This window comes from Arthrobacter sp. UYEF21 (assembly GCF_040546085.1).
GTDB lineage: Bacteria > Actinomycetota > Actinomycetes > Actinomycetales > Micrococcaceae > Arthrobacter.
Genome location: NZ_JBEPNF010000013.1, coordinates 46,907 through 60,292, shown reverse-complemented (window position 1 = coordinate 60,292; position 13,386 = coordinate 46,907). Strand labels below are relative to the sequence as shown.

Annotated in this window: 12 protein-coding genes; 6 read left to right on the top strand and 6 right to left on the bottom strand. The window is 66.8% G+C overall.

Translation table 11 applies throughout. From position 1 onward, the window contains the following. Positions 1-6: 6 nt before the first annotated feature. The 4 genes from ABIB27_RS13905 to ABIB27_RS13890 form a co-directional block, all read right to left on the bottom strand. Positions 7-1,347, bottom strand: coding sequence for a glycosyltransferase family 2 protein (locus tag ABIB27_RS13905; protein WP_354216434.1), 1,341 nt, complete (start codon positions 1,345-1,347; stop codon positions 7-9). 2 nt (positions 1,348-1,349) lie between these two features. Beyond that, positions 1,350-1,910, bottom strand: a complete 561-nt coding sequence (locus ABIB27_RS13900) for a hypothetical protein (protein ID WP_354216433.1) — start codon at positions 1,908-1,910, stop codon at positions 1,350-1,352. A gap of 647 nt (positions 1,911-2,557) precedes the next feature. Beyond that, on the bottom strand, positions 2,558-3,928 hold the full coding sequence (gabT, locus tag ABIB27_RS13895; protein WP_354216432.1) for a 4-aminobutyrate--2-oxoglutarate transaminase: 1,371 nt from the start codon (positions 3,926-3,928) through the stop codon (positions 2,558-2,560). A gap of 105 nt (positions 3,929-4,033) precedes the next feature. Beyond that, complete coding sequence (locus tag ABIB27_RS13890; protein WP_354216431.1) at positions 4,034-5,464, bottom strand: gamma-aminobutyraldehyde dehydrogenase; 1,431 nt, start codon at positions 5,462-5,464, stop codon at positions 4,034-4,036. Between the two features lie 154 nt (positions 5,465-5,618). Between ABIB27_RS13890 and ABIB27_RS13885 the strand changes: the two genes are divergently transcribed. Further along, complete coding sequence (locus ABIB27_RS13885) at positions 5,619-7,055, top strand: PucR family transcriptional regulator (RefSeq protein ID WP_354216430.1); 1,437 nt, start codon at positions 5,619-5,621, stop codon at positions 7,053-7,055. Between the two features lie 69 nt (positions 7,056-7,124). Here ABIB27_RS13885 and ABIB27_RS13880 read toward each other — a convergent pair whose 3' ends face one another. Beyond that, positions 7,125-8,720 (bottom strand): CYTH and CHAD domain-containing protein, encoded by a 1,596-nt coding sequence (locus ABIB27_RS13880; RefSeq protein ID WP_354216429.1) that lies wholly within the window; start codon positions 8,718-8,720, stop codon positions 7,125-7,127. A gap of 135 nt (positions 8,721-8,855) precedes the next feature. Between ABIB27_RS13880 and ABIB27_RS13875 the strand changes: the two genes are divergently transcribed. Further along, positions 8,856-10,079, top strand: coding sequence for an MFS transporter (locus ABIB27_RS13875; RefSeq protein ID WP_354216428.1), 1,224 nt, complete (start codon positions 8,856-8,858; stop codon positions 10,077-10,079). A 6-nt stretch (positions 10,080-10,085) separates the two neighbouring features. Continuing rightward, positions 10,086-10,766: a FadR/GntR family transcriptional regulator gene (locus tag ABIB27_RS13870; RefSeq protein WP_354216427.1), complete on the top strand. Its 681-nt coding sequence runs from the start codon at positions 10,086-10,088 to the stop codon at positions 10,764-10,766. 257 nt (positions 10,767-11,023) lie between these two features. On the opposite strand, the gene ABIB27_RS13865 is transcribed toward ABIB27_RS13870, so the two are convergent. Next, positions 11,024-11,560, bottom strand: a complete 537-nt coding sequence (locus tag ABIB27_RS13865) for a hypothetical protein (RefSeq protein WP_354216426.1) — start codon at positions 11,558-11,560, stop codon at positions 11,024-11,026. 147 nt (positions 11,561-11,707) lie between these two features. On the opposite strand from ABIB27_RS13865, the gene ABIB27_RS13860 reads away from it, so the two are divergent. The 3 genes from ABIB27_RS13860 to ABIB27_RS13850 all read left to right on the top strand — a co-directional run bounded on the left by ABIB27_RS13860 (position 11,708) and on the right by ABIB27_RS13850 (position 13,356). Beyond that, positions 11,708-11,995: a hypothetical protein gene (locus ABIB27_RS13860; RefSeq protein ID WP_354216425.1), complete on the top strand. Its 288-nt coding sequence runs from the start codon at positions 11,708-11,710 to the stop codon at positions 11,993-11,995. 3 nt (positions 11,996-11,998) lie between these two features. Beyond that, positions 11,999-12,826, top strand: a complete 828-nt coding sequence (locus ABIB27_RS13855; RefSeq protein ID WP_354216424.1) for a DUF1206 domain-containing protein — start codon at positions 11,999-12,001, stop codon at positions 12,824-12,826. A 77-nt stretch (positions 12,827-12,903) separates the two neighbouring features. Further along, entirely contained in the window at positions 12,904-13,356 is a 453-nt protein-coding gene (locus ABIB27_RS13850; protein WP_354216423.1) for an SRPBCC family protein, read from the top strand. Positions 13,357-13,386 lie beyond the last annotated feature (30 nt).

Genomic DNA, 13,386 nt, shown 5'->3' with positions numbered 1-13,386 from the left:
CGGCGCTTACGCGGCACGAGCTACCACCGCCGTACTGCCAGCCCGCTGAGGCGACTTCCATGTGTTGATCTCGGGACGCTGGAACAGGCCGCGCGAGCGCACGATGCAACGAAGCGCCGCTGTGAGCTGCACCAGGTCCATGATGTAAAACAGGAAGTACGCCGTCGGTGCGTAGATGGTCAGCCGGGTGCGTTCACGCGCAGTCAGGTTCTCATCCATCCAGATCGTCACCAGTGTGTAGGCGGTGATGGTCGCGTACGCACCAAGTAGCAGTGCGGGCGTCTGCGTGACCAGCGACCAGTAGACCGCGTACGTCCAGGCCAGGGGCGAGATGAGCAGCGTGAACTCGCTGAGCAGCGCCATCGGCATCCGATAGTAAGTCAGGGTGCCGGTGTACCGGCGGCTTGGGTTGAGAATCATGCCGCGGTACTTGATGAGGTTCTGGATGCTTCCGTACTTCCAGCGGTAGCGCTGCTTCGCCAACGCGCGGAGCGTGAGCACGCCCTCGGTCTTCGCCACCACGTCAGCGCCATAGACCATCCGGAAGCGCCGGTTGCCCAGGCTGGTGATTTTCGCGCTCAGGCCGATGTCCTCGGTCACGGTGTCCGTGTCGTAGAAGCCGACCTTGCGCAGCACGCGCATCCGATACGTGGAGGCCACCCCACCCACCACGAACTCGCAGTTCAGCAGCGAGTAAAGCTTCTTCGAGCGGTAGCCGATCATGTGCTCGAACCGCTGCAGGATGCCGAGCACCGTCGTCTCCTCCAGGATCTGCACGTTTGCGGCGACACCGGCCACGAACGGGTCGTCGAAGTAGGACAGCGCGTTCGCGATGGTGTCCGACGCGATGACCGAGTCGGCGTCGAGCGTCATCACGAACTGACCCCGCGCGTGCCGGCGAAGCGCCGAGTTGAGCGCAGCACCCTTGCCGACGTTCTTGCGCATCCGCACGATGCGCAGGTCCATGTCCGGGTGACGCACCTGGTAGTCGCGGACCAGCCGACCGGTGAGGTCGGCGGACGCGTCATCCGCTAGGAGGACCTCGAGGGAGCGGTGAGTGCTCCGCCGGATGGAGTCGAGCGTCCGAACAATCACCGCCTCTTCGTTGTGGGCGGCGATGACGATGGAGACCAGCCCGGGCACCTCGGGGAGGGCACGGCGGGTCCAGGTGGCTGTCGCCGCGCACTCCGCCCCGTATTGGGCTGGGAGCCGCACGCCCGTCATCCCCTTCCGCCGCTGTTGCCAGACGTCGTAGAAATTGGCGCCCACCATGTACAGGCCGAAGTGGATGACGTAGAGAATGCTGACGCCGGCGAACAGCCAGAACGTCACGAGCGCGATGTCCATGCTCAGGCCTCGGTGGAGTTGGTGGCAAGCGCGGTCACTTTCGCGGCGGACCGGTGCCCGGTCCGCCACTTGCGAGGCTCGTGGCGCGGCACGTTCACGGACGTGGCGACGGCGGCCGGCGCCTCGGCCGGCTGCAGGACCTGTTCGATCGTGGCGTTCGTGCCGGCGTCGATCGTCAGGGCGTTGACGAGCTCAGTGTGGACGAGCTTAGCGTCCTTCTCGGCCGCAGTGGGCCCGTACATGCTCAGGCGGACCTGTCCGGCGCCGGTCAGCCGGCCGGTGTCCGGCTGGACAAGGTCGATCACGGCCGTGGCGGTGGGCACAGCGGCGGCCGGATCGGCAGCGCTCGGCGCCAGGGTTTCGACGAGGGCCCTGCGAGCCTTGCGGGCGGCGCCGTGCCGATAGCTCCGGATGCCGACAAAGCGGAGGACCACAGTGAGGATCACCAGGCCCCACAGCACCACGCTCAGCTGAGACACGAAGCCGAGCAGGCTCTCGAACATCGCGCCATCCCGGCCGAAGGTCGCCTGTGCAACCACGGCGACGCTCTCGATATGCGTCATCGGAGTCCCTCCCCTGCGGGACCCGTGCAAGCGGCGGCGGTGCCGCTGGTCCGATCCTCGGTGTCCGTTGAAAGCTGAGTCATTGCATTTCCCCTGTCTCGGGCAAGGTGTTCATTGGCTTTGGGTCGTCGCTTCCGCTTCGGGGGCGTAGCCAGGTCGGCGTCCAAGGACCCTGTGTAGGTGGAAGTCCCTGTCGTCAGGCGCCTTCGGACGGCATCGTCTTTACCAGGCGGCTGACAGGAGTGGGAACTGGGCTCCGAGTTCTGAGGCCGGGCGGCGACGTATCAGGCCGGAAACATCGACGACGCTCCCCAATCTCGTCTCCGGTGTTTCGATACTGTCGCGCGGTTTCATGACGAGTCTCCTCAGAGTTGGGCCTTCCAGGAGCCGTTGACGGGCCCGTTGGTAGCTCCAAGTTACGTATCGTTCCGAACGCCAAACACGAGTAGCCGGTACTCTAAAAGATTCTTTCGGGTACTTACGGAAAGTGCCCTTGTAGGGCCCGGGAATTAGGTAGTTGCCCATGACTAGGGAGGGGGCATTAGGTACCTGCCCCAGGCGAGACCCCAGGACAACGAAAAAGGCAGCCCCCCCCGCATGGCGGGGGGCTGCCTTTTTCGTACTTACATGTGGATCTACTTACGCCCTTACACGTTGGCTTTGATGACCGCAGCCAGGACGCCCAGGCCGTCGCTCAGCAGTTCATCGGTGATGACCAGCGGCGGCAGGAGGCGGATCACGTTGCCGTACGTGCCGCAGGTGAGGATGACGACGCCTTCCTTGAGGCAGGCGTCGGCAACAGCTTTGGTAAGTTCCGGGTTCGGTGCCTTGGAGCCGGCCTGGACCAGTTCGATGGCCAGCATGGCGCCGCGGCCCCGGATGTCGCCGATGACGGCGGAACCGGCGGCGGCCAGTTCTGCCTGCAGTTCACGGAGCCGCCCTGTGGCGAGCTCCTCGATGTGGCGGGCCCGCCCGGCGAGGTCGTATTCCTCCATGGAGCCGATGGCCGCCAAGGCCGCGGCACAGGCCACCGGGTTGCCGCCGTAGGTGCCGCCCAGGCCGCCCGGGTGGACGGCGTCGAGCAGATCGGCGCGGCCGGTGATCGCGGACAGCGGCATGCCGCCGGCGATGCCCTTGGCCATGGTGATGATGTCCGGGACAACGCCTTCGTGGTTCACGGCGAACCACTCACCAGTGCGGCAGAAGCCGGACTGGACTTCGTCGGCAATGAACACGATGCCCTTGTCCTTGGCCCAGTCAGCCAGTGCCGGGAGGAACCCGTCGGCCGGGACAATGAAGCCGCCCTCACCCTGGATCGGTTCGATGATGATCGCAGCGACCTGGTCGCCGCCGATCTGCTTTTCGATCATGGTGATGGCCCGCTGTGCGGCCTCGGCACCGGTGATCTTCGGGTTTTCCTCGCGGTACGGGTAGCTCATCGGCATGCGGTAGACCTCGGGCGCGAACGGGCCGAAGTTGGTTTTATACGGCATGGCCTTGGCGGTCAGTGCCATGGTCAGGTTGGTGCGGCCGTGGTAGGCGTGGTCAAAGGCGACGACGGCGTCGCGCCCCGTGGCCAGGCGCGCCACCTTGACGGCGTTCTCCACTGCCTCGGCACCGGAGTTGAACAGCACGGTCCGCTTCTCGTGGTCACCGGGGGTGAGCCGGTTCAGCTGCTCGGCGAGGGCAACGTAGCTCTCATAGGGGGTGACCATAAAACAGGTGTGGGTGAAGTGCCCCACCGCTTCCTTCACGGCCCCGACGACGGCGGGATCGGACGCGCCGACGCTGGTCACCGCGATGCCCGAGCCGAGGTCGATGAAGGAGTTGCCGTCTACGTCATGGATGATCCCGCCGTCGGCATCCGCCACATACACCGGGACACTCGAGGCGACGCCGGCGGCAACCACGGCCCGGCGGCGTTCGGTCAGGGCAATGGACTTGGGGCCCGGGAAGTCGGCCTGAACGCGGCGCTTCTGCTCCAGGCGGAAGGTGATTTCACTTGCTGTGGTGCTCACGGGAGTCTACTTTCTTTACTGAATGGGCCCCCGCCGGCAGGGTTCCCTGGCCGAAGCGAAGCGAGGTTAGGGCGCCGGTGGGGAGGCTCAACCACCGGGAAATGGTTAGGCGTCGAGGGCGGACATCACGTGCTTGATGCGCGTGTAGTCTTCCACTCCGTACATGGAGAGGTCCTTGCCGTAGCCGGACTGCTTGAATCCGCCGTGGGGCATTTCGGCGGTGAGGAGGATGTGGGTGTTGATCCAGACGGCGCCGAAGTCCAGGTCGCGGCTCATCCGCATGGCCGTGCCGTGGTCGGACGTCCAGACGCTGGAGGCGAGGGCGTAGTCGACGTCGTTCGCCAGCTCCAGAGCCTCCGCCTCGGTGCTGAATTTCTGCACCGTGATGACCGGGCCGAAGGTTTCCTTCTGCACGATGTCGTCTGTCTGCCTGGCGCCGGTGACGATGGTGGGTTCGAAGAAGAAGCCTTTCTCCCCCGCGCGGTGGCCGCCGGTGACAATTTTGCAGTTCTCCGGGAGGTGCTCCACCACGGAGGTGACGGCGTTGAAGTGGTTCACGTTGTTCAGCGGGCCGAAGTAGTTGTCTTCATCGTTCTGCGAGCCGGTGTGCAGGGTCTTGGTGTGCTCCACCATGGCTGCCACCACGTCGTCGTGGACCGAATCCTCCACGAGCACCCGGGTGATGGCGGTGCAGTCCTGGCCCGCATTGAAGAACGCGAATTCGGCGATGGCCGCGGCGCTCTTTTTGATGTCCGCGTCCTTGAACACGATGGCCGGGGCCTTGCCGCCGAGTTCCAGGTGGGCGCGCTTGAGGCCCTTCGCGGCGCCGGAGGCCACGGCGATGCCGGCCCGGACCGAACCGGTGATGGAGACCAGGCCGGGGACCTTGTGCTCCACCATCAGGGCGCCGGTTTCGCCGGTTCCCAGCACCACGTTCAGCACACCGGCGGGGAGGATTTCGCCGGCCAGCCGGGCCAGCACCAGAGTGGATTCCGGCGTGGTGTCAGAGGGCTTGAGTACCACCGTGTTGCCGGCGGCGAGGGCGGGTCCGATCTTCCAGATGGCCATCAGGAAGGGGTAGTTCCACGGTGCCACCTGGGCCACCACGCCGATAGGTTCGCGGCGGACGAAGGAGGTGTGGCCTTCGAAGTATTCGCCGGCGGACTTGCCTTCCAGGATGCGGGCCGCCCCGGCAAAGAAGCGGAGCTGGTCGGCGCCGGCGGCGATTTCCTCGGCAGCGATCAGGCTGCGGACCTGGCCGGTGTTGCGGTGCTGCGCCTCCACCAGTTCGTCGCTGTTGGCTTCGACGGCGTCGGCAAGCTTGAGGAGCATCAGCTGGCGCCGCCCCGGGGTGACGTGCTTCCAGCTCTTGAAGGCATCCTTGGCGGCGGTCATGGCGGCGTCGACGTCTGCCTGCACCGAGACTGGTGACTTCGCCACCACATCACCGTTGGTGGGATTGACGATGTCCAGCAGGCCGGTGCCGGCCGGGGTGACAAACTCACCGTTGATGAAGTTCTGCAAGGTCTGAACCACGATGTACAACCTCTTTCAGGGAAAAACCAGAGCCGGCGCGATGTTTTCGGCTGCTCTGAGCCTATGCCCCAGCCCCGCACCAGGGAATAGCCACCTGCACACCGTTTGGGCCCAGGCTTAGTGCGGTCGGCCAACGCCTGGCTATCCTTGAGTTATGGCCATTTCCCTCGCGATGCTGCTCGGCGTGCAGTCCCTCGGCCTGTCCAGGGCTGGCCTGGCTGAAACCACCTGGCACCACGACATCAACTGGGTGGCCGTCACGGAACTGGAGGATCCGCAGCGCTTCCTCAACGGCGGGGAACTCGTCCTGACCACCGGCATGCGGCTGCGGTCCGCGCCGGAGCAGAGGCGGTTCGTCCGCCAGGTCCAGCGCGCGGGCGCTGTGGGGATCGGGTTCGGCACCGGGTTAACGCACGACGATGTTCCGCCGGCCCTGATTGCCGAGGCCAACCGCTGGGGGCTTCCGGTGGTCCGGGTCCCCTACGAGACGCCGTTCATCGCCATCGGAAAGCTGGTGGCCGACGCGCAGTCCGCCGATCATGTAGCCAAGCTGGAGCGGCTGATCGCCGGCCACCAGGTTCTGGCGCGAGCGCTCCTCACCGGCGGCGGCCTGGGCCAGCTCCTGAAACACCTCGGCGGCATGCTTCGCACCGACGTTGCCCTCACCCAGTTCACCGCCCATCTCTACAACAGCAGCACCGAACCGCCCGCGGCAGACACCTGGGCCTCCTTCCCGATTCCCACCGGCCGCCGCGATGCCTGCACCCTGTGGGTCCGCCAGCCCTTCGAGGATTCCGGCATCATCGGCTACGCCCAGAACCTGATCAGCGTGGAGCTGAACAACATGGGCAAACAGCGCCAGGCCCGGCGCGCCCTGTGCGGCCAGGTCCTGGAGGACGTCATCCACGGCGCTCTGGAGACCAGCGAGGCCCAGCGCCGGCTGGCGGGCGTAGGCCTGAACAGCACCCGCAGGAACGTGGTGTTGCTGGCGGTTTCCGCCGCGCATCACAAGGCCCTGGTGACCACCTCCGTGCCGCAGGTTCTGGAGAACGCGGCGGCCGCCGTCGTCGGGCAGGACCTGGTGGTTGTGGTGCACGACGACGGCGGCGCGGCGCCTGCGCTGGCGCGGCAACTCAGCGACCACCTGGCCGAGGCGGGGATCCACGCGACGATCGGCATCGGCGGCGCGTACATGAAGCCGAACGGCCTGCGCTGGAGCTATTTCGAGGCCCGGGACGCGGCCAGCCATGGCCTGCCGGTGAACGAACCGGAACGCCTGAGTTTGACGTCGCTGCTGCTGGCCAGCGAAGACGTCCCCCTGGCTGACATGGCCAACGAATCCCTGAGTCCGCTGCGTACCTTTGATGCGGCCCACGGCTCGGAGCTGATGACCACGCTGGAAAGCTACCTCACCAACAACGGGTCAGTGGCCGCCGTCGCCGAAGCCCTGACCCTGCACCGGAACACCGTCCGCTACAGGCTGGCACAGATCACCGAACTGACCGGCTACGACCCCGCCGTCACGGCGGACCGGGTGCAGCTGTGGCTCGCCCTGGCCGTGGCCAGGCTCGGCGCCCGGCAAGGCGGCTGACCTCCCTAACTACCTAACCAACTGCAACGCGGGGTCACTCCACGCCCAACAATGCCCCTCCAGGCGGCGTTATCTGACCCCGCGTTGCAGGAGGTGGCGGGACTCTTTGCGGGCTTTCCAATACTTGGCTTCGGCCTCAGCTGCCAGCTGGACCTGCCGGGCGTGGAGCGTGACGTAGGCCGAGGCGATGTCGTTGGAGAGGTCCGGGGCCGCGGTGAGCCTGGCGAGCAGGTCGCGGGCCACCACACTGTCCTGAAAATCGCCGAGGATCTTCTGCTGGCGCTGCGCGGCTTTGGCAATCTTCCTGGCGCGTTTGCCGTGCACGGGGACTACGGATTCCGCCACGTGCCGCAGCCGTTTGGCATCCTTGCGGACCTGGTGGAGGGCGGTCTCGTGCTGGGTTCCCCGGCGGGCACGCTTGGCCGTCCGGGCCGCGCGCTGCAACCGTTTGGCGGCTTTGCCTGCGATTTTGCCCGAAGCTGTGCGGGCCGGTGCTGCGGCGTCCGGCCGGACCGGAGGATGATCCCGGAACGCTTCGAGGTCATCCAGGAGCCGGAAGTACCGTTCGGAAAGCAGCGCTTTCTGGAGTTTCCGGTAGGCGGTGTCCAGGGCATTGCCGAGTTCCTGTTCCAGCCTGTCCGCCGCAGCCTTCGAGGCAGGCTCCGGGTGTAGCTCCGCCGCGTGCCCGCGGAGCCGGCCAAGCATCACTTCGGCGTCGCGCGGCGATCCCAGCACCTGCCCGAGCCATTTCAGTTCCTCGCGGAGCCGCCGCACGGTGACGGCGCTGTAGAGCCGCCGGTAGGCCGCGAGCACAGACCGGGCGCGGCGGGCGGCCGAGCGAAGGTTATGCACCGCTTCGGGCCCCTCCAGCCGCACGCCGGGATCGTGCGCCAGGATTTCGCTGATCTGCGCTGCCAGGTAGGCGATAGCAAGGTCCGAAACCGGTCCCTTCCTGCTTGGCGGTTTGGACGCCGGGCCGGGGGCCTGGGCTTCAGGGCCGGCCGCCGTGACCGCTCCCCGCAGGGCTTTCGCCAGCTTGGAACCGTGCCCGGCCGGGCGGGCCCCCGCGGCGGCCAGGATCTCCCCGGCGGCTGGGAACAGGTCCTGGCTGCCGTGCACCAGTTCGAGTTCCCACTCCCGCCACTGCTGTGGCTGGCGTTCCGCACCGGGCTCGGCGGTGCTTCCGAGGATCTGGGCGCTGACGCGGTCATCGGCCAGGTCCGCGAGGTGGACACCGTCGTCACCATAGAGCGGGTAGGTGGTGCGCCTGGTTTCCAGCCGGACCACCGGCGCAGGGGCGTCGCCACGGAGGTACGCCAGCACGTGTGCCAGCAGGCTGTCAGGCACGACGCCGGGCTGGCCCAGCGGGGCATGAAGCTCGCGGCGGCGCTGGGGTCCTGAAGCCGAGCCGGCGCTGCCCGAACCCTCGAAGTTCTCCAGAGGCAGCTTCAGGTGCCAGCCGGCGTCGGACCCTCCAGTGCGGCGGCGGAGCGTGATGCCGCGGGCTGCGAGGGCATGGCGCTCCGTGTCGAAGTAGACAGCTTCCAGGGTATCCTCGTGTGGTTCCCCCACGCGGGCCACACCTGGGACTTCCGCGAGGTCCGGCACTCCGGCGTCATCGCCGACGACGTACTTCTTTTCGACCTCAACTTCCCGGGAAGACATGCTCAGCCGTCCTTCCTTTTGGCTGGGGCCCACGGCTTAAGTTGGGCTGGCCCGAGTCTAATGCCCACATGAACAGCCGGGAGAGGTTCGCCACAGAACCCTAGACATCAAACGTCTAACGTCTAACCTTATGTAATGCCCGCCGCCGTTTCCGCAACCCCTGCCCTGGAATCCTCACCGCCCAAGCCGCGGTCCGCCGTCGTCCTCGGGGTCCTTGCGCTGGTGCTCATCGGATTGAACCTGCGCGCCGGGATTGCCGGCGCGTCTGCCCTCCTGCACGATCTGCAGCAGGTCCTGGGCTACGGACCGCTGGTGGCGGCCATCATTCCGTCCATCCCAACCCTCTGTTTTGCGGTGGCGGGGGCGGCAACTTCCTGGCTGACCGGACGGCTGGGTGTTGAGAAGGCCATCCTGCTGGCACTGGCATTCCTGGCCGGCGGGCTGCTGCTGCGCGGCATCCCTGCGACGGGCATGCTGCTGGCGGGCACGGTGATTGGGATGTCCGGCCTGGCGGTCTGCAACGTGGCGATGCCGTCGTTCATCCGCGAGCACTTTGCCCACCACACCTCGATGATGACGGCGCTGTACACCGTGACCATGACCACCGGCGCCACTGTCACAGCCGTGGCGGTGGTCCCGATGGCGCTGGCGCTCGGCTCACCCTCCTCAGCGATTGGCACGATCGGATTCCTGGCAGTGGCGGCGTTCCTGGGTTTCCTCCCCATGGTGCTGCACACGCACCGGAACCGCGTCCGCAGCACGGCAGCCCACATCTCGCCGTGGCCCCTGCTGCGCACCCGGAAAGGCCAACTGCTAACCGCGATCTTCACCCTGCAGGCGCTGCTCGCCTATGCGCTCATCAGCTGGTTCCCCTCGATGCTGATCAGCATGGGCCTCAATGCGGCGGACAGCGGCCTGCTGTACGCGCTGATGCAGCTGGTTTCAGCGCCCGCCGGCATGGTGATCATCGCCATCGGCTCGCGGCCCGGGATGCTGCGGCCGGCTCTGTACATTGTCAGCCTGATCATGGTGGCCGGCCTGGCGTCGCTGCTGTTCCTGCCCGTGGGCCTGGCCGTCATCCCCACTGTCCTGCTCGGCTTTGGCCTGGGCATTTTCCCGCTGGTGATGGTGATGATCAGCCGCAGCGGGACAAGCACCGCCGAAACGACGGCCCTGTCCACGCTGGCGCAGTCCACCGGCTACCTGCTGGCCACGGCGGGCCCCTTCGGCGCCGGCCTGCTGTACGGCAGCACCGGGAGCTGGACCCTGCCGGTGGCACTGCTCCTGGGCCTCGCGGTGGTCCAGGTTATGGTGGCCCACCTGATCTCGCGCAGCCCCATCGCCGCCCGGAAAAGGTAGGATTCCATGACCCTGAGCACTTCGCACCGCCAGCCCCTCGCCGACGAGGTCACGGCCAAACTCCGGCTGATGATCCACTCGGGCGAATGGCCGCTGGACCAGCGCATTCCCTCAGAGACTGAACTGGTCCAGGGCCTGGGCGTCTCCCGCGGCACGCTCCGCGAAGCCATCAAGGCCCTGGCCCACAGCGGGATGCTGGAAGTCCGCCGCGGCGACGGCACGTACGTCCGGGCCACCAGCGAAATCTCCGGCGCCGCCCGCCGGATTTATCAGGACCACACCGACGAACACATTCTCGAAGTCAGGCTCGGCCTGGACACGCAGGCCGCCCGCCTCGCCGCCAGGAATGCAACGGCCGACGACGTCTCCGCCCTGCGTGCCGTGCTCGCCACCCGGGAGGTCGCCTGGAACGCGGCCGACTTCGAGGGGTGGGCCCGGGCGGACTGGGACTTCCACGCGCATGTGGCCCAGGCGTCCGCGAACCCGCTGCTGCACGAGCTCTACGTCAGCTTCGGCGACGTGTTCCACCAGGATATGCTCAATCAGCAACGCAGGGGCCGCCTGGATGGACTGACGAACGAGGGCCACGGCGCCCTGGTGGATGCCATTGAGGCCCACGACGCCGCCGCCGCCGTGGCCAGCGTCAGCCAGAACCTCAACTCCTGCGCGGAGTGGCTGCGGGCGTAGTCCAGCCTTTTGCTTCGGCCCCAGCCAGGTTGCGCGCCGAGCCCGCCTGACGGCCTCGCGGATTTCGCGCCGGCTCTTCAATGTCGACGCGCACATTCCCGGGCGCACTGGCTATATCAGGTGCGCCGGCGAATCTGCGCATCTCAGGCACATCTGTGCATCCCAGGCAACACGCACGACGGCGGCCCGGCACCCACGTGCCGGACCGCCGTCGCGCCTTATCGCGTTGAGAGCTGCTGCGGGTGCGCCGTAAAACGCTACGGGCGCAGCCCCGCGAACACATTTTTGGGCCGCTGCATCTCGCCGTGCTTGGCGCCGAGGATGATCACGGCGCCGGCGAAGGCGGGGATGGCCCACTGAAGGATTTTGAGCTGCTGCTGTGCCGTCTTCAGCTCATCGGACGCCTGCGGGCTGGGCTCAGTGGCGCCCCGCGCACCCTCGTCCGCGAGCTTCTCCACCTTCTTGCCGAGGATGCCCGCGTACAGTGTCACGGCCGCGCCCGCCACCGTGACTGCCGTCTTGACCACAGTGTCGCGGGCCACGCCGTCCTGCTTGGCGATACGGTCCTTGTTCTCCCAGGCAATGGCGAGGTCGGCCGCCAGATGGGAGGCGAAGGCCGCCGTCTGGACCGGGGCCCACTTCATCCAGCCTTCACTGGAGAGACGGGTACGTTCGGCCGGGTCCTTGGCCTCCGCAGCCGCCCCATTCAGCCCGATAGCGCCCATCAGTGACCCGCCGAACCACGCCGCAGCCGTCAGGTCGTGGACGGAGCGGGCAATAAGATTTCCTGCCATGGTGTATTCCTCACGTTGTACTGGTTCCGAAATGCCGCTGGTGCGGTCTAACTGGTCCCTTGTAGGTCAAGCTCATGCCATCGTAAGCACACTTACTAATGTTACGAAACCCTGTCTTCAGCAGCGGATACGCGTAACATCGTCGCCATGGGAACAGGGACGTTGTTCGGCTGGGCGTTTGGCGACCCCGTCCGGGAAAATGACGGCGGTGACTTGGCAGGCCTGGAACGCGAAGCCTCGGAGAACGCCAGGGCGACGGCCCAGGCCAAGGGGGTCGCCGTGGTCTCGGGCTCTGAAGTCCTCTCCGCACTGAGTGCGGACGACAGCCTCGCGGAACTGGATCACGCCCCGGGCAAGCTGGTGGTACGCTGCACAATCCATGTTGAGGGTCCCGGCGCCGGCAAGCTGCACGCAGAGGGGCCCATGAACGGCTAGGCCATGGCAGACGGGGAATCCAGCATCAGGGAGGCGGCAGACGCCGTCGAGGAAGCGTCGGATACCAAGGCGCTGGACATTGTGGCGCGCTCAGGATTCGCGGTGATGGCCCTGCTGCACATCATCGTCGGTGCCATTGCCATCTCCCTTGCCTTCGGGCAGCCGGGCCAGGCGGAAGCTACCGGGGCCATCGGGCAGCTGGCCGCAAACCCGTGGGGACCGGCTGTGCTGTGGTCGTGTGTGGTGGGTTGCTCCGGTCTGGCGTTGTGGCAGCTGAGCGAAGCCACTGTCCGTGCCCGGCACTTGCCCCGGGCGAAACGGCTCGGGAAGCTGGTCTCCTCCGGATTTCTGGCCGTTGCCTACGGGAGCGTGGGGCTCAGCTTCGCGGGGTTCGCCGTCGGCATGCGAGGCGATTCGGGCGACACCACACGTGATTTCAGCACCGCAATCCTGAACACGCCATTCGGGCTGCCTGTGCTGGTGGCACTCGGCCTGACCATCATGGGCGTGGGCATCTACTTCGTGATCAAGGGGCTGCGGCGCGGGTTCAAGGAAGAACTTTTCCGCTTTGAGGGCACCCGCCGCGGAAAACTGATCGATTCCCTGGGTGTCACAGGGCACGTGGCCAAAGGCATCGCGCTCAACTTGGCCGGGCTGCTCTTTGTCATCGCCGCCGCGAAGCACACCCCTGAAGAATCCACCGGGCTTGACGGCAGCCTGAAGGCACTCCGCGACCACCCGTTCGGCCCGTATCTGCTCGTCGCGATCGGGGCCGGCTTCATCTGCTACGGCCTCTTCGCACTGGTCCGGGCCCGGTTCGGGCGGATGTGACCACGGATGTGGCCGGCGCGGCTGCGTGCAGGCCCTGCCGGGCGTGCCAAGTCCCACCACCGAACGAAGGAACGCAAATGTCCACCGTGAACCGTTTATTCAACTCCCCGGCCGAGGATGTCTGGAACGTGATCGCCGCCGGGTGGCTGTACTCGGGCTGGGTGGTGGGCGCGTCACGGATCCGGGCCGTCGACGCGCACTGGCCCGGACCCGGCTCAAGGCTCCACCACTCCGTGGGCGCCTGGCCGCTGGTGATCAACGACAGCACCCGGGTGTCCGCCGTCGAATCCGGCCGCTCGCTCGAACTGGTGGCGCGGGGGTGGCCATTGGGCGAGGCCAAAGTGGTGATCACTTTGGAGGACCTGGGCACCCAATGCCGCGTCACCATCGCCGAGGACGCCATCCGCGGACCCGGCAAGCTGGTGCCGAAAGCGGTCCGAAACCCCCTGATCGACCTTCGGAACCGCGAGACGCTCAAGCGGCTGGAACTGATGGCCGCAGGCGGGGCGGGACGCTCAGCCGGGCGTTGAACGCCACGCCGCTTTAAAGCAACGCGGCGT